This window comes from Rhodopseudomonas sp. WA056 (assembly GCF_010906995.1).
GTDB lineage: Bacteria > Pseudomonadota > Alphaproteobacteria > Rhizobiales > Xanthobacteraceae > Rhodopseudomonas > Rhodopseudomonas palustris_G.
Map to the genome: position 1 here is coordinate 31,104 of NZ_QPFS01000001.1, position 17,713 is coordinate 48,816.

Below are 17,713 nucleotides of genomic sequence, written 5' to 3' on the forward strand. Positions count from 1 at the left end.
TCTCGCCGGCTTCGTCGCTTCGCTCCTCGCAATCGCGGTGTGGCGGATTCCGGCGTTCCAAAACAAACGGCCGCGGATCGCTCCGCGGCCGTTGTTATTTGGCTGGTCCGGCGCAGGTGCCGGACCGCTGATCATCAGGTCTTGCTGATGTCGACGTTCTTGGTCTCCGGCAGGAAGATCAGGCCGACCACCACGGTGATCGACGCGAACACGATCGGGTACCACAGGCCGGCGTAGATATCGCCGGTCGAGGCGACGATCGCGAACGCGGTCGCCGGCAGCAGGCCGCCGAACCAGCCGTTGCCGATGTGATAGGGCAGCGACATCGAGGTGTAGCGGATCCGGGTCGGGAACAGCTCCACCAGCAGCGCCGCGATCGGCCCGTAGACCATGGTGACGAACAGCACCAGAACGAACAGCAGTCCGATCACTGCGGCGACGTTGGCTTTGAAGATGTCGAACGGATGCGACATCTTGATGATCTCGGGGTTGCCGGCCTTCGGGTAGCCGGCCTCCTGGACCGCCGCCAGCACCTGCGGATTGGAGGTCTTGGCGTCGGTGTAGGGCACCTCCTTGTCGTTCACCAGAACCTTGACGCCGGAGCCGGCCGGTCCACTGACGGTCGAGTACTTGACCGACGATTTCGACAGGAAGTCGCGCGCAGTGTCGCAAGGTGCGCTGAACACCCGGGTGCCGACCGGATTGAACAGGTCACCGCAGCCCGCCGGGTCGGCGACGACCTGGACCTTGACGGTCTCGACCGCTCGTTCCAGTGCCGGGTTGGCGTAGGTGGTGATCATCCGGAAGATCGGGAAGAACGACAGCGCCGCGATCAGGCAGCCGACCAGAATGATGGGCTTGCGGCCGATCTTGTCCGACAGCCAGCCGAAGATGATGAAGAAGCCGGTGCCGAGCAGCAGCGACCATGCGATCAGCAGGTTCGAGGTGTAGCCGTCGACCTTCAGGATCGATTGCAGGAAGAACAGCGCGTAGAACTGGCCGGTGTACCAGACCACGCCCTGGCCCATCACCGCGCCGAGCAGCGCGATCAGGACGATCTTGGCGTTGCCCCAGTTGGCGAAGGCTTCGGTCAGCGGCGCTTTCGAGCTCTTGCCTTCCTCCTTCATCTTCTTGAACACCGGCGACTCGTTCAGCCGGAGCCGGATCCAGACCGAGACGCCGAGCAGCAGTACCGAGACCAGGAACGGGATTCGCCAGCCCCAGTCGGCGAACGCGGCCTCGCCGACAATGCTTCGTGTCGCGAGGATGACCATCAGCGACATGAACAGGCCGAGCGTCGCTGTGGTCTGAATGAACGAGGTGTAGTAGCCGCGCTTGCCGGGCGGAGCATGCTCGGCCACGTAGGTCGCGGCGCCGCCGTATTCGCCGCCGAGGGCGAGGCCTTGCAGCAGGCGGAGGCTGATCAGGATGATCGGCGCGGCGATGCCGATCGTTGCCGCATTCGGCAAGAGGCCGACGATGAAGGTCGACAGGCCCATGATCAGGATGGTGACAAGGAAGGTATATTTGCGGCCAACGATGTCGCCGACCCGGCCGAACACGATCGCGCCGAACGGACGGACCAGGAAGCCGGCGGCGAAGGCCAGCAGCGCGAAGATGTCCCGGGTGGCCGGCGGATAGGCGCTGAAGAACTGAGCGCCGATGATCGCGGCCAGCGAGCCGTACAGATAAAAATCATACCATTCGAAAACGGTGCCGAGCGAAGATGCGAGAATGACGAAGCGCTCATCGCGGGTCATTCCGCCCGAACGCTTGCTCGTCGCGGCAAGTGTAGCCATCAGAGGGTGCCTCCCTGGGTTGTTTCGAGGGCTATGTTGTTGTTTTTATTGAGACCGGCCGCGCCTTTGCGGCGCAGGGTCATCGTGCGTCAGTGTACGCTAGCACCGCTGCCGCCCTGCGGCATTACGACTTTCGACGCCGAAAACCCGCATAGTTGCGCTTGCTCAATGTTTTCGGCTGCGTGTGAGGGCATGATGGTATGGACAAGGCAGTAACGTCCGCCTTGCCAGCCGTCCAGCACAGGGCGACACTTGCCTCCCCATCTTGCCATCGGTTCGCTAAGGCGAGCCGGGAGCGGTGATGGTTTGGTTCCAGCTTGCGAGTAAGGGACATCATGAGCACCCCCGCCAGCACGCATTTGATCATTGCCGATGACCACCCGTTGTTCCGCGATGCGCTCCGTTTGGCGGTCGCGAGCGTGGTCTCGGCGGCGAAGATAGACGAGGTCGGGTCGTTCGAGGATCTGACGGCGATGCTCGAGCGCGAGGGCGATGTCGACCTGGTGCTGCTCGACCTGAAGATGCCGGGGATCAGCGGTTTCTCCGGGCTGATCTATCTGCGGGCGCAATACCCGGCGATCCCGGTGGTGGTCGTGTCCGCCAGCGACGACGTCGAGACCATCCGCCGCTCGCTGGATTTCGGCGCCTCCGGCTTCGTGCCGAAGCGGTTCGGCGTCGAGAAGCTCGGCGAGGCGATCCTGCGGGTGCTGGACGGCGACGTCTGGGTGCCGCCGGATGTCGACCTGTCGGCGGCGGCCGATCCCGAGACCTCCAAGCTTCGCGACCGGCTGGTGACGTTGACGCCGCAGCAGGTCCGGGTGCTGATGATGCTGTCCGAAGGCCTGCTCAACAAGCAGATCGCCTATGAGCTCGGCGTCTCGGAAGCCACCATCAAGGCCCACGTCTCGGCGATCCTGCAGAAGCTCGGGGTCGAAAGCCGCACCCAGGCGGTGATCGCCGCCGCCAAGATCTCCGGCAGCCAGTGGCGCCAGGAAGAACCGATCGCGTCGTAAAGTCAGTCGTTTTGTACGACTGAAAAAGCCTTTCCCTCATGGTGAGGAGGCGCGAAGCGCCGTCTCGAATCATGAGGCGGCACTGTCTTGCCTCCCAGCTCATCCTTCGAGACGGCGCGCCGCGCGGTCTCCTCAGGTTGAGGTCCGTGTGCCGGGATAAGTGATCACTCCGCCGCCGCCACCGACTGCTGGGCGTGCCACTGGCTCAGCAGCGCGCGCAGCGAGGCGGCCTTCACCGGCTTGTTCAGCACCGCGATCTCTTCCTGACGCGCGGAGGCGCGGACCCCGGGGCTGCGGTCGGCGGTGATCAGGATCGCCGGGATGCTCTGGCCGAAGCGCTGGCGGATCTCGCGGATCGCGGCGATGCCGTTGCCGCGGTCGAGGTGGTAGTCGACCAACAGGCCGGTGACGCGGTGCTCGCTGCTCTCGATCGCCCGGATCGCGGCTTCCGGATCGGCGACCGCGATCACCTTGGCGTCCCAGGTGGTCAGCAGCGTCTTCATGCCGTCGAGGATCGCCGGATCGTTCTCGATGCACACCACCAGCATGCCGCTCATCGAGGCGCGTGACAGCGGCGTCGCGCTGGTCACCGCCGCGGTGTGGTTGACCACTTCGGCGACCGGGACCGTCACCGAGAAGCAGGAGCCGCCGCCGCGATTGGAATCGAGCGCAATGCCGTGGTCGAGCACCCGCGCCAGCCGCTCGACGATCGACAGCCCGAGGCCGAGACCGCGGGCGATCCGCGCGCCCTGTTCGAGCCGGTGGAACTCCTTGAAGATCTCGCCGCGCTTGAGGATCGGCACGCCGACGCCGGTGTCGTAGATGCCGATCCGGAGCGACGGCCCCTGACGCCGGCAGCCGACCAGCACCCGGCCCTGCGGGGTGTATTTGATCGCGTTGGAGATCAGGTTCTGCAGCAGCCGCCGCAGCATCAGCCGGTCCGACCGGACCGGCAGCGAACACGGCACGAAGGTCAGATCCAGCCCCTTGGCGCGCGCGGTCGGGGCGAATTCGATCTCCAGCGATCGCATCAGATCGCCGATCACGAAGTTCGACAGCGACGGCGTCATCGCGCCGGCGTCGAGCCGGGAGATGTCGAGCAGCGCGCCGATGATTTCCTCGATCGCCTGCAGCGATTCGTCGATATTCTCGACCAGCCGGGAGTCTTCGCCGCCGTTCTGGCGCTCCACCAGGCTGGTGGCGTAAAGCCGTGCCGCGTTGAGCGGCTGCAGGATGTCGTGGCTGGCGGCGGCGAGGAAGCGGGTCTTGGAGATGTTGGCTTCTTCGGCCGTGCTCTTGGCCAAGGCGAGCTGCGAATTCAGCCGGGTCAGCTCCTCGGTGCGTTCACGCACCCGGCGTTCCAGCGTGGCGTTGGCCCGCTCCAGCGCCTCGGCGGCTTCGAAACTCGGGGTGACGTCGGAGAAGGTGATCACCAGCCCGCCGTCGGGCATCCGGTTGGCGCGGACCTCGACCACCAGATGGCGGTCCGGAAAGCGCTCGATGAACGGCTCGCCCTCGGTGGTGTAGGCCGCCATCCGCATCTGGGTGTGAGCTTCGGCGTCGGTCGGGGCGATGCTGTTGCTGGCGAGGAATTCCAGGATTTCGATCAGCGGAATGCCGATCTGGATGATGTGCGGCGGCAGCCCGAGGATCTCGCCGAACTGCCGGTTCGAGCAGATCAGTTGCAGCTCGGGATTGAACACCGCGATGCCCTGCCGGACGTGGTTGAGCGCGGTCTGCAGGATCTCGCGGTTGAAATGCAGCGCCGCGTGGGAGTCGTCGAGCAGCTTCAGCGCCGCTTCCGCCGACACCGTGCGCTTGCGGAGCAGCAGCGACAGCACCAGCCGCGACGACGCCGCGCCGATCGACGAGGCGATCAGATGCTCGGCGTGCTTGAGCAGCTCGAAATCCGCCGGCGCGGCCGGATCGAGCGTGATGCGGCGGCCGGTGGCGAAGCTGCGGAACGAGTCCCGGGCGCGCTCCGGGCCGAGATATTGCGACACTGCGCCGACGATGTCCTGCACCGTGACGGTGGTGCGCCAGCGCCGGAACGCCGGCGTCATCGGCGTCAACGCGTCGGGCACGAACACTTCGGCCTGCAGCCGCTCGATCGACGATGGTTGCCGCAGCAGCGACAGCACGATGTAGGCGACAAGATTGAGTGACAGGCTCCACAGCACCCCGTGCAGCAACGGCGGCAGGTCGGCTCCGAACAGCGCCTGCGGCCGCAGCGCCTCGATACCCCACGGGCCGTGCTGCAACAGCAGCAGCCCGGCGGTCGAGTTCTCCATGAAGCTCGGGATGAACAGCGTGTAGGCCCACACCACGAATCCGACCACGAGCCCGCCGATCGCGCCGCGTGCGGTGGCGCGGCGCCAGATCAGGCCGCCGAAGAATGCCGGGGCGAATTGCGCGATCGCCGCGAACGACAGCAATCCGATCGCAGCGAGCTGGGTGTTGCCGAGCGCCCGGTAGTACAGATAGGCCAGGATCAGAATCGCGAAAATCGCGACCCGCCGCACCGTCAGCAGGAAGCTGCCGAAATTGCGCTGCTCGTAGGGGCGCGGTGCGCCCTGGCGCTTCAGCACCAGCGGCATCACCAGATCGTTCGACACCATCACCGCCAGCGCCACGCATTCGACGATCACCATCGCGGTGGCGGCCGACAATCCGCCGATGAACACCGCGACGCTGAGCATCGGCGCGTTGGCTTCGATCGGCAGCGCCAGCACGTACATGTCGCTGTCGACCTTGCCGAACGGGAATTTGACCAGTCCGGCGAGCGCGATCGGAATTACGAACAGGTTGATTGCGACCAGATACAGCGGAAACAGCCAGCGGGCGCGGCCGACCTCGGCATCGTTGGAATTCTCGACCACGCTGACGTGAAATTGCCGTGGCAGCATCATGAAGGCGCAGAACGACAGCGCCGTCATGGTCAGGAAGTTGGCCGGCGAGGTCTGGTCGAGGGCGCGGACCGCCTCGGGCATCTGCATCGCCCTCTCGATCAGCGCAGACGGGCTGAACATCCAGAAGGTGACGAAGATTCCGGCGGCGAGAAACGCCACCAGCTTGACGATCGACTCGGTGGCGACCGCGAGCATCAGCCCGTGCTGATGTTCGGTGGCGCTGGCCTGCCGGGTGCCGAACAGCACGGTGAACACCGCCATCGCCATCGCCACGATCAGCGCAAGATCGCCGACGATCGGGATGTCGGCGATGTTGTGATTGTCGCCCAGGATGGTCTGGAGCGACGACGACACCGCTTTCAGTTGCAGCGCGATATAGGGCACCGAGCCGATGATGGCGATGATCGCCACCGCGGCGGCGACCTTCTGGCTCTTGCCGTAGCGTGCCGCGATGAAGTCGGCGATCGAGGTGATGTTCTGCGATTTAGCCAGCCGGATGACGCGGCGCAGCAGCGGCGCCGCGGCCACGACCAGCAGGATCGGGCCGAGATAGATGGCCAGAAAATCGAAGCTCGATCGACTGGCGAAACCGACCGAGCCGAAGAACGTCCAGGAGGTGCAGTAGATCGCCAGCGACAGCGGATAGATCAGGACGCCGGCACGTTCGCGCTGGCCTTGCGACAGCCGATCGCCCCAGCTCGCGACGTAGAACAGAAACCCGATGTAGGCGAGGGCGGCTGCGATCACGCCCCAGTCGTGCAGCATCGCGGTCGTGCTCCCTCGCGCCAGGCGGATGAACGGTCACCCCGCCCGGGCCGACAGAGGCCCGCGGGACGCGGTCGCCACTCTACCAAACTCGAAGGGGCGCCCGCGACAGGGATTTTCCCAGCCGCGGGCGCCCCCGCCGAAAACTCGTCACCGCGTCGCGCCAGCGATGCGGGATTACTCCGCTGCGATCGCCTTGGCGCCGAGCGGCAGGTCCAGATCGTTCCAGACCTGCACCAGCGCTTCCGCCAGCGCGTCGATCAGCTTGTCGTCGTGATACGGCGACGGCGTGATCCGCAGCCGCTCCAGGCCGCGGGCGACGGTCGGGTAGTTGATCGGCTGGATGTAGATGCCATGCTGATCGAGCAGCAGGTCGGACGCCTTCTTGCACTTCTCGGCATCGCCGACGAACACCGGCACGATGTGGGTGTCGGTCGGCATCACCGGAATGCCGGCGTTGTTCAGCACCGCCTTGACGCGGGCGGCGCGGTCCTGATGACGTTCGCGCTCCCAGGTCGAGGCGCGCAGGTGCTTGATCGCCGCAGTTGCCGCGGCGCAGATCGGCGGCGGCAGCGCGGTGGTGAAGATGAAGCCCGGCGCGTAGGACCGTACCGCGTCGATCACTTCGGTCTTGCCGGTGATGTAGCCGCCGAGGCAGCCGAACGCCTTGGCCAGGGTCGCTTCGATGATGTCGATGCGGGCCATCACGCCGTCACGCTCGGCGACGCCGGCACCGTGCGCGCCGTACATGCCGACCGCGTGCACCTCGTCGCAATAGGTCATCGCGTTGTACTTCTCGGCGAGGTCGCAGATCTTCGCCAGCGGGGCGGTGTCGCCGTCCATCGAGTACAGGCTCTCGAAGGCGATCAGCTTCGGCCGGTCCGGACCGGCGGCGATCAGCAGTTCCTCGAGATGCGCCGTATCGTTGTGGCGCCACACCACGCGCTCGCAACCCGACTGGCGGATGCCTTCGATCATCGAGTTGTGGTTCAGCGCGTCCGACAGGATCAGGCAATTCGGGATCAGCTTGCCGAGCGTCGACAGGCCGGTCTGGTTGGAGACGTAGCCCGAGGTGAACAGCAGTGCCGCTTCCTTGCCGTGCAGCGAAGCGATCTCCTGCTCGAGCTGTACCAGCGGATGATGCGTGCCGGCGATGTTGCGAGTGCCGCCGGCACCGGTCCCGATCCGGGTCGCAGTCTCGACCATGGCGCCGACCACCTTCGGGTGTTGGCCCATGCCCAAGTAATCGTTCGAACACCAGATCACGACATCGCGAGGTCCGGAGTTCGAATGCCAGGTGGCGTGTGGGAACCTGCCGGCCATCCGCTCGAGATCGGCGAACACCCGGTAACGACGCTCGTCGTGGAGGCGGGTGAGAGCGTCTTGAAAGAACTGATTGTACTGCATCGCGATGACCTGTTGGGGAGGCGGATCGAACGACAGAACGCCGTATCGGCCGGCGAACTATTTGAACTCTTCCATCACCGAAGTCGAGGCGCAAGTCGACCATCGAGCCGCGCCGGATGCGATCCATATCACTGCTTTCGCAGGTGATTGCTTGATGAAGATCAATGGTGCGGAAGGCGGCGTGGCGGCTTGTCCGGGAACACGCGGACAGCGGGGGGCGAAACCTCAAGTGGTCGTGAACCTCAGCACGCCATCGGAGAACGGTGCCACCTGCAGGCGGTTCTGGCCCAGCATGTAGTTGACGTGGGCGATCAGCTCGCCGACCGCGAAACCGGTCTGGTGCGCATCGAGCACGTGTTTGTGAAACACCACCGGCACCAGTTCGGCCGAATTCATCGGCCGTTCGCGACAAGCGTCGGCGATCAGTCCGCAGCGCTCCTCATGATGATCGGCGAGCTGGCGGATACGAATCTTCACGCCGGTGAACGGCAGGCCGTGTCCCGGCAGCACCAGCACGTCGTCTGGAAGCCGCGTCTCGAGCTCGGCAAGCGAGGCCAGATACGAGCCGAGCGCGTCTTCGTCGGGTTCGTGCGCCCAGACGCTGACGTTCGGCGAGATCTTGCTCAGCACCTGATCGGCGGAAACGAATAGTTTGTCGGCCGCGCAATACAGCATCACCTGATCCGGCGAATGGCCGGCGCCGGTGATGATGCGAAACGTTCGCTCGCCGATCGTGATGTCCTGCCCCTTCGAGAGGCGACGATAGGCTGCCGGCAGCGGTACGGTCTTCTTCAGATAGTCCTGACCGCGTCCGACCAATTGCTCGATCACATTTTCGTCAATGCCGTGCCGCTGGAAGAATGCGCGATTGTTGACCAGCCGTTCGTCGGTGCGCCGGTTCTGGTGATACACGCCCTGCAGATATTCGATCTGCGACATGTAGAACGGGCAGCCGAACCGCTGCACGATCCATCCGGCCATGCCGACATGATCGGGATGCGCATGGGTGACGATCACCCGGCTGATCTTGAAGCCGGCGAGGGCGCCGTCGAACAGCGTTTCCCAGGCCGCGATGGTGGCGTCGTTGCCGAACCCGGTATCGACCATCGCCCAGCCGTCGCCATCGGCGAGCAGGTAGATGTTCACATGGTTGAGGCGGAACGGCAGCTTTAGCCGGAGCCAAAGCACGCCGGGCACGATCTCGACCGCCTGCTCCGGTCCCGGGTGGCTTTCCAGCAGATAATGGAGTTCGTCGTGCGGCGTGGTGGCGTCGGTCTTCTTATGCATTCGGCGCAGGCTCCCTGATCCGGCTTAGCGGGAGCGGAGCGGCGGCGCCAGCCGAAAAACCGCCGGGCCGGTTGCGGCGATCACAGGGCTGGATCGAACGGCCGGGGCGTACGCCATCGGCCGTTCGATCCGGATGCCGGTCACGCGGCGCGGATATTGACCAGGAAGGCGTCGATTTCCTGCCGCAGCAGCGCCGCTTCCTGGCGCAGCGAGCCGGAGGCGTTCAGCACCTCGGAGGCGGCCGAGCCGGCCTGGGAGGCCGCGGCGCTGACGCCGACGATATTGCTGGAGACTTCGCTGGTGCCGCCGGCCGCATGCTGGATGTTGCGGGCGATCTCGCGAGTCGCCGCGCCCTGTTCCTCGACCGCCGCGGTGATCGCAGTCGTCACCTCGTTGATCGAGGTGATGGTCTGGCCGATGTTGCGGATCGCGCCGACGGCGTTGCTGGTCACGCCCTGCATCGCGGCGATCTGCGCCCTGATCTCCTCGGTCGCCTTGGCGGTTTGGCTGGCGAGATCCTTGACCTCGGCTGCAACCACGGCGAAGCCGCGGCCGGCGTCGCCGGCGCGAGCGGCTTCGATCGTCGCGTTGAGCGCCAGCAGGTTGGTCTGCGAGGCGATGCTCTGGATGAGGTCGATGACCGCGCTGATCCGTTCGGCATTGTCCGCGAGGCCCTGCATCGTGGTGTCGGTTTCGCCGGCTTCGCGCACCGCCCGGGTGGCGATCTCCGCCGAGGTCGTGACCTGGCGGCTGATCTCGGCGATCGACGAGGCGAGCTGCTCGGTTCCCGTCGCTACGGTCTGGACGTTGACCGAGGTTTCCTCCGCGGCCGAAGCGACGGTGGTCACCAGCGCGCTCGACTGCTCCGACGTCGTTGCCATCGCGTGCGCGGTCTCCTGCATCTGGTCGGCGGAGGATTGCAGCTTCTCCATCGTGCTGCGCACGGTGGCTTCGAACTCGGCGATCCGTGCCTCGATCCGTTCCGTCCGCTCGGCCTTGGCGGCGCGGTCCTTGTCCTGCTCGGCGCTCAGGGTCCTGGCCCGGACCATGTTGTCGCGGAACACTTCGAGCGACTCGGCCATCACCGCGATCTCGTCGCGGCGCTGGCCTCGCTCGATGGTGGTGTCGAGATCGCCGGCCGACAAGCTTTGCATCGATTTCTGCAGGCCGCCGATCCGGCGCAGGATGCTGCGGCCGACATACAGCCAGACGAACAAGGCCGAACCGATCAGGGTCAGCGCGCCGAGCGTGATCATCGCTTGCGTGGCGAGCGAGATCTGCGCCTGCGCCTCCGACGTTCCAACGGTGGTTTCGTTGCGGACGCTGTCGACGAGCTGCTTGACGCTGATGCCGAGGCCGACATTGAGCTTGCGGGTCTCGTCGAGCAGCAGATCGCGATAGTCGCGGGCGTCGAGTTCGAGTTGCCGCAGCTTGAATGCCCCGGTCTTGCCGTCGCCGAGCGCCATCAACTTCTGCGCTGCGGCCTTGATCCCGGCCGTCGTCTGGTTCTCGGGGAGACCGTCGAGATTGGCGTTCACCACCTGACGGGCTTCCTTGAAGCTGGCTTCGGCCGGGTCGAGCTGGTCGGTGCCCGAGGCGGACAGTGCTGCCATCAGGTCAGAGGCGATCAGATTGCTGAGGGCGATGATGGTGCCGAGCTGTTCGATTCGTCGTCCGGCGGCGGTTGCTTCGTCCTGAGACAGGTCGACCGAGCCGAGCACCGCATTCATCTGCGTCTGGGCGTCGAGCATCGCCGGATTGGCGACCGCGATGAAGGCGTCGTGCGAGCGGCGCAGCTCCTCGTAAAGTTTGGCGTGTTGGGTGGTCAGGTCGACCCGTTCCTGGGCCGCGGAGCCGAGGCTGCGGATGGTGTCGTCGATGCTCCTCAATGTCTCGGTGAGGGCCGACACCACTGCTTTTTCACCGCCAAAAGTGGTGATGTCGGCGAGCTTTTCCATGGCGACCTGCTGCGCCGCCTTCATCCGTGACGAGCGTGCGCGAAGCTGTTCGTCCGACATCGATTCGAGCAGGATCGGCGCCTGGCTGGCGAGCCTCTCGCTCTCGGCGGCGAGCTGCAGGCTGGCTGCGAGCTTGGGAATGTCGCGTCCGCTGAGCCCGGACATGGTTTGACCGAGCTGGTGCAGGCTGAATCCTGCCCAGGCGCTGATCAGGATCGCCATGCCGGCAATCACGGTGAATGCGGCGAACAAACTGCCGCGAATTCCGAATTGCGGAAAAGTCGGCCGCAGACGTCGGAGCTTCGCGAATTTCCCGGACATATTTCCCCCACCTGACTCTTTGCGATTCTCTGCAAACCCGCGTCGACCGCCTGTATGCCGGCGGAAGTATCAGATTAGGGGGTTAATATTCTTCACGTGTTCTTACGAGGATTGGTCGCTGTTTGAGCGATTGGTTCGGTACCGTCCGGCATGGTTTCAAAAATGAAAAAGGGCCGGCGCGAGGCCGGCCCCTTCCAACTTCCAGAAGAGGAAGTGATCAGGTCTTAGTACTTGGCGACGACCGGACCGCCCCAGTTGAAGCGGTAGTTCAGGCCGGCCTTGACCACGTGCTCGTCGTTCTTCGCGGTGAAGCCCGGGGCGAGGGTGACGTTGCCGAAGTCGTAGTACTGGTACTCGATCTTGCCCGACCAGTTCGGAGCGAACAGGTATTCGAGACCGCCACCGACGGTGTAGCCGTCGGTCTTGCTGTCGACCGCAACGCCGACGCCGTTGAAGGTCAGGCTGCTCGAGTAGTCGGCGTAAGCCCAACCGCCCTTGACGTAGAGCAGAGCCGGACCCCAGGTGTAGCCGAGGCGGCCGGTGACCGACGCCAGACCACGCTGGTTGTCAGAATAGGTGAACACCGCACCCGGCGCGCCCCACGACACGGCGCTGTTGGTGCCGCTCAGCCAGGAGTACTGGCCTTCAACACCGAGCACCCAGTTCGGAGCGAACTGCCAGTCGTAACCGGCCTGCACACCGCCGAGGAACTTGCCGTTGTCGGAGGCGGTGACGCCGGTGCCGATGCTGTTGTCGCCCGAGAAGGCGCCACCGATGTGACCACCGATGTAGAAGCCGGTCCAGTTGTAGATCGGGGCCGGGGCGTAGGCCGGAGCCTTGGTGTACGGGCGGGCGGCGAGGTCCGCGGCGACGGCCGGGGCCGCGCCGAGGGCGATCAGGGCCACGGTGCCGAGCAGAATCTTCTTCATGTCATTGTCTCCAGACTTTGTCAGACGCACCGTTCGTCGGCGCCATCTGCCGAATGACTTAGCGGGATTTGACGCAAAATGCTGTCACCGGGAGGCCACACTCCGTTTGGAACTAACCTCATGACTGGGCACAATTTTTTATGGCTAATGGAACCTTAAATAGATCTAAATTCCGCCTTAATTCGGAACCGGGCCGGCCGCCCGAAAGGGCGTCAGATTTTTACATCTGCTCAAATTTGCGGCGCTGCGGCAGGGCGTGTTTAAGGCTTTGATTTATGACGGTTATGTGCGCTCGTGGACGCTTGCCACCAGTCGGCGTGATGATGTTATAGTATAACGAGTGATCGACGATACCTTCCGGATGGATGGACGTGAGCAAATCTCCTTCTTCTCTTTCCCACCCGGCCGGGAATGTCCGCGTGCACGTTCACGGCGTTGAATCGCCGCACCCACCGCAGGCCGCCCCTTGGTCGCTCCTGAGGATGGGCCTCGCCAGCCGAATCGCCGCGGCGCTGGTCATGAGCGCCGCGCTGTGGGCGCTGGTGCTGGTGGCGATGAGGTGACGATGCCGGCGCAACTCTCCTTCCATGACGTGACCCTTGGCTACGACCGCCACCCGGCGGTGCATCACCTCTCCGGGCAGATCGCTGCCGGCACGCTGCTGGCCGTGGTCGGCCCGAACGGCGCCGGAAAATCGACTCTGTTTCGCGGGATCGTGGGCATCCTCAAGCCGCTGTCAGGCTCGATCGATCGCAACGGCATCGATGTCCGCGACATCGCTTATCTGCCGCAAAGCGCCGAGATCGATCGCTCGTTTCCGATTTCCGTGTTCGATTTCGTCGGGACCGGGCTGTGGCGGTCGACCGGTGCGTTCGGCAGCCTCGGCCGCGACGCCAAGAACCGGATCGCTCGCGCCCTGGCGGCGGTCGGCCTGTCGGGATTCGAAACCCGGAACATCGGCACCCTGTCGGGCGGCCAGATGCAGCGCATGCTGTTCGCCCGCGTGCTGCTGCAGGACGCCCGTGTCATCGTGCTCGACGAGCCGTTCAACGCCGTTGATGCACGGACCACGGCCGACCTCGTCAATCTGGTGCGGCGCTGGCACGAGGAGGGGCGAACCGTGATTGCGGCGCTGCACGATCTCGATCTGGTGCATGCCAGCTTCCCGCAGACGCTGCTGCTGGCGCGGACCGCGGTGGCCTGGGGCACGACCGCCGAGGTGTTGACGATCGACAACCAGACCGAGGCGCGGCGGATGTGCGAGGCGTTCGACGACAGCGCTGCCGCTTGCACCGCCGCGTCGCAGGCAGCCTGAGACCGATGATGCTGGATCAGGCGCTGGTGGCGCCGTTCACCGAGTTTGAATTCATGCGCCGGGCACTCGCCGGCATCGTCGCGCTGTCGCTCGGCGGCGCGCCGATCGGCGTGTTCCTGATGCTGCGCCGGATGAGCCTGGTCGGCGACGCGATGGCGCATGCCATCCTGCCCGGCGCCGCGATCGGCTTCCTGCTGTCCGGTCTCAACCTGTTCGCGATGACGTTCGGCGGGCTGATCGCCGGATTTGCGGTGGCGATTCTGGCCGGGCTGGTGTCGCGCGTCACCGAACTGAAAGAAGACGCCTCGCTGGCGGCGTTCTATCTGGTGTCGCTGGCGCTCGGCGTCACCATCGTGTCGATGCGTGGCACCAATATCGATCTGCTGCATGTGTTGTTCGGCAACATCCTGGCGATGGACGACCGCACCCTGCTGGTGATTGCTTTCAATGCCACGCTGACGCTGGTTGCGCTGGCGGTGATCTGGCGACCGCTGGTGATCGAGTGCGTCGATCCGCTGTTCCTGCGCACCGTCAGCCGCGCCGGCGCCCCAGCGCATCTGATCTTCATGGCGCTGGTGGTGATCAATCTGGTCAACGGCTTTCACGCGCTCGGCACGCTGCTGGCGGTCGGGCTGATGATCCTGCCGGCCGGCATCGCCAAATTCTGGGCGCGCGACATCTCCGGGATGATGCTGGTGGCGGTCGGCAGCGCGATGCTGTCGGGCTATTGCGGCCTGGTGCTGTCGTATCACGCCGGCCTGCCGTCGGGGCCCGCGATCATTCTGGTCGCTGCGGCGATCTATCTGTTTTCGCTTTTCTTCGGCCGGTCCGGGGGCGTGGTTCGCAAGCTCTTTCCCGGTCGCCACCTGGAGGCTTGAGTGCGATGATTCGTTTGGGTGTGATGCTGATTGCGGCGCTGCTGATGGCGGCGCCGGCGCAGGCGGACGACCGGGTCCGTGTGGTCGCGAGTTTCTCGATTCTCGGCGATTTCGTCCGCAACGTCGGTGGTGATCGGATCGAGGTCGCGACGCTGGTCGGGCCGAACGGCGACGCCCACGTCTACACGCCGTCGCCGACCGACGCCAAGACCATCGCAGACGCCAGGCTGGTGGTGGTCAACGGCCTCGGTCTCGAAGGCTGGCTGCCCCGGCTGGTGAAGTCGTCCGGCGGCAAGGCGACCATCGTGACCGCGACCAAGGGCGTCAAGCCGCGCGCCGCGGACGACGACCATGATCACGGTCACGGTGGTCACGACCACGGCAAGACCGACCCGCACGCCTGGCAGTCGGTCGGCAATGCCAAGATCTACGTGACGAACATCCGCGATGCGCTGATCGCCGCCGATCCGGCCGGCGCCGAGGCCTACAAGGCCAATGCCGAGGCCTATCTCGGCAAGCTCGATGCGCTCGACCGCGACGTCCGCGCCGCCGTCGCGGCGATCCCCGCCGCCCGCCGCAAGGTGATCTCGACCCATGAGGCGTTCGGCTATTTCGCCGACGCCTACGGGGTGACCTTCATCGCCCCGCAGGGCGTTTCGACCGAATCCGAGGCCAGCGCCCGCGACGTCGCCGCCATCATCAAGCAGATCCGCAAGGACAAGGTGCCGGCGGTGTTCCTGGAGAACATCAGCGACCCGCGGCTGATGCAGCGGATCAGCGCCGAGACCGGCGCCAAGATCGGCGGCACGCTGTATTCCGACAGTCTGACGGCCGAAAACGGCGAAGCTCCCACTTACATTGACATGGTCAGGCACAATATAAAGACGCTGACCGGCGCGCTGAGCAGTTAGCGGCCCCGGTCCCGCTGCATCCGGCAACCCGGCGGAGCGCGGTCCCCGCCATTTCCGGCCCCGACCTTCGAGACGCGCAAGCCGTGTGTTCAGGCCGGGGCTCCGTGCTGGAGCAAGTGCTGATGACCTCTACCGCCGCCTCGAAGATTCCCGTCACCGTCCTCACCGGCTATCTCGGTGCCGGCAAGACCACGCTGCTGAACCGCATCCTGTCGGAGAATCACGGCAAGAAGTATGCGGTGATCGTCAACGAGTTCGGCGAGATCGGTATCGATAACGACCTGATTATCGGGGCCGACGAAGAAGTGTTCGAGATGAACAACGGGTGCGTCTGCTGCACCGTGCGTGGCGACCTGGTGCGGATTCTCGCCGGACTGATGAAGCGCAAGGGCAAGTTCGACGCGATCATCGTCGAGACCACCGGCCTCGCCGACCCGGCGCCGGTGGCGCAGACCTTCTTCGTCGACGAGGACGTGCAGAACGCCGCCCGGCTCGATGCGGTGGTCACCGTCGCCGACGCCAAATGGCTGAGCGAGCGGCTGAAGGATGCGCCGGAAGCCAAGAACCAGATCGCGTTCGCCGACGTCATCGTGCTGAACAAGACCGATCTGGTGACGCCCGCCGAACTCGCCGAGGTCGAGGCCCGGATCCGCGCGATCAACCCCTACGCCAAGCTGCATCGCACCGAGCGTTGCCAGGTCGCGATCGCCGACGTGCTGGAGCGCGGCGCTTTCGATCTCGACCGGATTCTCGAGATCGAGCCGGACTTCCTCGAGGCCGACGATCACGACCACCATCATGATCACGACCATGGTCACCATCACCACGGCCACGATCATCATCATGGCCACGGTCTGAAGCACTACCACGACGAGGACATGCAATCGCTGTCGCTGAAGAGCGACAAGCCGCTCGACCCTGCCAAGTTCATGCCCTGGCTGCAGCAATTGGTGCAGACCGAAGGCGGCAAGATTCTGCGCTCCAAGGGCATCCTCGCCTTCAGGGGCGATGACGACCGCTACGTATTCCAGGGCGTTCACATGATGCTCGAAGGCGATCATCAGCGCGCCTGGCGGGACGGTGAGGTGCGCGAGAGCCGCGTGGTGTTCATCGGTCGCGATCTGCCCGAACAGGCGATCCGCGACGGCTTCGACAAGTGCATCGCGTCATGAGCGGCTTCGATACGCCCGGCGAAGCCGGGTCGATCGCCTCGGTCACCGATCGGGTGAAGCCGGTCACCGTCGAAGGCGGCGCCGGCGCGGTCCACTTCCTCGGCGACACCGCGGTGTTCGTCGGCACCGAGGAGAACGCGACACTGGTGACCGCAGACGGCACCGTCTCGACCGTTGAGCTGCACGGCGGAGGCATCCTCAGCGTGGCCTGCGACGGCAAGCGCATCGTTACTGGCGGCGACGACGGCAAGGTGATGCTGCTGGACGGCTCGGGTAGGTCTGAGACCTTCGCCACCGATGCCAAGCGGCGCTGGATCGACAATGTCGCGCTGCATCCGGACGGCGCGGTGGCGTGGTCGGCCGGCAAGATCGCCTATGTCCGCGCTCCGAAGGCCGAGGACAAGTTCTTCGAGGTGCCGTCCACGGTCGGCGGCCTCGCCTTCGCGCCAAAGGGGCTGCGGCTGGCGATCGCGCACTACAACGGTGTGACGCTGTGGTTTCCCAACATGGCCGGCAACGCCGAAGTGCTCGAATGGGCGGGCTCGCATCTCGGCGTGATGTTCAGCCCGGACAACCGCTTCCTGGTGACCGCGATGCACGAGCCGGCGCTGCACGGCTGGCGACTGGCGGACTCCAAGCACATGCGGATGACCGGCTATCCCGGGCGGGTGCGGTCGATGGCCTGGACGGTCGGCGGCAAGGGGCTCGCGACCTCCGGCGCCGATGCGGTGATCATCTGGCCGTTCGCCAGCAAGGACGGGCCGATGGGCAAGCAGCCGGCGATGCTGGGGCCGCTCGAGGCACGGGTCAGCGCCGTCGCCTGTCATCCCAAGAACGACATTCTTGCGGCCGGCTACAGCGACGGCACCGTGCTGCTGGTGCGGATGAGCGACGGCGCTGAAATTCTCGCCCGCCGCAACGGCACCCCACCGGTCGCCGCATTGGCCTGGAACGCCAAGGGCACGCTGCTGGCGTTTTCCGACGAGGATGGTGCGGCCGGCATCCTTCCGCTGTAAGAGGAAGCCGTCTTTCGACTGCGGACGGCTTCC

Annotated in this window: 13 protein-coding genes; 7 read left to right on the forward strand and 6 right to left on the reverse strand. The window is 65.3% G+C overall.

Annotation, left to right across the window (positions count from 1 at the left end):
- Window positions 1-134 precede the first annotated feature (134 nt).
- On the reverse strand, window positions 135-1,799 hold the full coding sequence (locus tag DU475_RS00190) for an MFS transporter (protein ID WP_164630014.1): 1,665 nt from the start codon (window positions 1,797-1,799) through the stop codon (window positions 135-137).
- 335 nt (window positions 1,800-2,134) lie between these two features.
- Between DU475_RS00190 and DU475_RS00195 the strand changes: the two genes are divergently transcribed.
- Window positions 2,135-2,812, forward strand: coding sequence for a response regulator transcription factor (locus DU475_RS00195; protein WP_013500803.1), 678 nt, complete (start codon window positions 2,135-2,137; stop codon window positions 2,810-2,812).
- Between the two features lie 164 nt (window positions 2,813-2,976).
- On the opposite strand, the gene DU475_RS00200 is transcribed toward DU475_RS00195, so the two are convergent.
- The 5 genes from DU475_RS00200 to DU475_RS00220 form a co-directional block, all read right to left on the reverse strand.
- Window positions 2,977-6,486: a hybrid sensor histidine kinase/response regulator gene (locus DU475_RS00200; protein ID WP_164630015.1), complete on the reverse strand. Its 3,510-nt coding sequence runs from the start codon at window positions 6,484-6,486 to the stop codon at window positions 2,977-2,979.
- Window positions 6,487-6,663: 177 nt separating this feature from the next.
- Entirely contained in the window at window positions 6,664-7,893 is a 1,230-nt protein-coding gene (gene hemA / locus DU475_RS00205) for a 5-aminolevulinate synthase (protein WP_013500805.1), read from the reverse strand.
- Between the two features lie 225 nt (window positions 7,894-8,118).
- Complete coding sequence (locus DU475_RS00210; protein WP_142881856.1) at window positions 8,119-9,180, reverse strand: MBL fold metallo-hydrolase; 1,062 nt, start codon at window positions 9,178-9,180, stop codon at window positions 8,119-8,121.
- 140 nt (window positions 9,181-9,320) lie between these two features.
- A complete protein-coding gene (locus tag DU475_RS00215; protein WP_013500807.1) occupies window positions 9,321-11,459 on the reverse strand; it encodes a methyl-accepting chemotaxis protein in 2,139 nt (712 codons plus the stop codon).
- Window positions 11,460-11,683: 224 nt separating this feature from the next.
- Window positions 11,684-12,388: an outer membrane protein gene (locus DU475_RS00220; protein WP_047307079.1), complete on the reverse strand. Its 705-nt coding sequence runs from the start codon at window positions 12,386-12,388 to the stop codon at window positions 11,684-11,686.
- Between the two features lie 371 nt (window positions 12,389-12,759).
- Here DU475_RS00220 and DU475_RS00225 point away from each other — a divergent pair, with 371 nt between their 5' ends.
- From DU475_RS00225 to DU475_RS00250, 6 genes are all read left to right on the forward strand, one after another.
- Window positions 12,760-12,951 carry a hypothetical protein gene (locus tag DU475_RS00225; RefSeq protein WP_349644143.1) on the forward strand — a complete coding sequence of 64 codons (192 nt, stop codon included), beginning with the start codon at window positions 12,760-12,762 and terminating at the stop codon, window positions 12,949-12,951.
- A 2-nt stretch (window positions 12,952-12,953) separates the two neighbouring features.
- Entirely contained in the window at window positions 12,954-13,703 is a 750-nt protein-coding gene (locus tag DU475_RS00230) for a metal ABC transporter ATP-binding protein (protein ID WP_164630020.1), read from the forward strand.
- A gap of 8 nt (window positions 13,704-13,711) precedes the next feature.
- The gene (locus tag DU475_RS00235; protein WP_013500810.1) at window positions 13,712-14,581 is read left to right on the forward strand and encodes a metal ABC transporter permease; all 870 of its coding nucleotides are present in this window, start codon (window positions 13,712-13,714) and stop codon (window positions 14,579-14,581) included.
- A 5-nt stretch (window positions 14,582-14,586) separates the two neighbouring features.
- Entirely contained in the window at window positions 14,587-15,492 is a 906-nt protein-coding gene (locus DU475_RS00240; protein ID WP_164630022.1) for a metal ABC transporter substrate-binding protein, read from the forward strand.
- 122 nt (window positions 15,493-15,614) lie between these two features.
- Complete coding sequence (locus DU475_RS00245; RefSeq protein WP_047307085.1) at window positions 15,615-16,664, forward strand: CobW family GTP-binding protein; 1,050 nt, start codon at window positions 15,615-15,617, stop codon at window positions 16,662-16,664.
- Window positions 16,661-17,680, forward strand: a complete 1,020-nt coding sequence (locus DU475_RS00250; protein ID WP_047307081.1) for a WD40 repeat domain-containing protein — start codon at window positions 16,661-16,663, stop codon at window positions 17,678-17,680. The genes DU475_RS00245 and DU475_RS00250 overlap by 4 nt, the downstream gene beginning before the upstream one ends.
- Window positions 17,681-17,713 lie beyond the last annotated feature (33 nt).

What these genes read in the sequence shown, in the direction of transcription:
- DU475_RS00220 (WP_047307079.1), bottom strand. Translation starts at nt 12,388, where the DNA reads ATGAAGAAGATTCTGCTCGGCACCGTGGCCCTGATCGCCCTCGGCGCG.
- DU475_RS00215 (WP_013500807.1), bottom strand. Translation starts at nt 11,459, where the DNA reads ATGTCCGGGAAATTCGCGAAGCTCCGACGTCTGCGGCCGACTTTTCCG.
- DU475_RS00200 (WP_164630015.1), bottom strand. Translation starts at nt 6,486, where the DNA reads ATGCTGCACGACTGGGGCGTGATCGCAGCCGCCCTCGCCTACATCGGG.
- DU475_RS00195 (WP_013500803.1), top strand. Translation starts at nt 2,135, where the DNA reads ATGAGCACCCCCGCCAGCACGCATTTGATCATTGCCGATGACCACCCG.
- DU475_RS00210 (WP_142881856.1), bottom strand. Translation starts at nt 9,180, where the DNA reads ATGCATAAGAAGACCGACGCCACCACGCCGCACGACGAACTCCATTAT.
- DU475_RS00235 (WP_013500810.1), top strand. Translation starts at nt 13,712, where the DNA reads ATGCTGGATCAGGCGCTGGTGGCGCCGTTCACCGAGTTTGAATTCATG.
- hemA (WP_013500805.1), bottom strand. Translation starts at nt 7,893, where the DNA reads ATGCAGTACAATCAGTTCTTTCAAGACGCTCTCACCCGCCTCCACGAC.
- DU475_RS00230 (WP_164630020.1), top strand. Translation starts at nt 12,954, where the DNA reads ATGCCGGCGCAACTCTCCTTCCATGACGTGACCCTTGGCTACGACCGC.
- DU475_RS00190 (WP_164630014.1), bottom strand. Translation starts at nt 1,799, where the DNA reads ATGGCTACACTTGCCGCGACGAGCAAGCGTTCGGGCGGAATGACCCGC.
- DU475_RS00245 (WP_047307085.1), top strand. Translation starts at nt 15,615, where the DNA reads ATGACCTCTACCGCCGCCTCGAAGATTCCCGTCACCGTCCTCACCGGC.
- DU475_RS00240 (WP_164630022.1), top strand. Translation starts at nt 14,587, where the DNA reads ATGATTCGTTTGGGTGTGATGCTGATTGCGGCGCTGCTGATGGCGGCG.
- DU475_RS00250 (WP_047307081.1), top strand. Translation starts at nt 16,661, where the DNA reads ATGAGCGGCTTCGATACGCCCGGCGAAGCCGGGTCGATCGCCTCGGTC.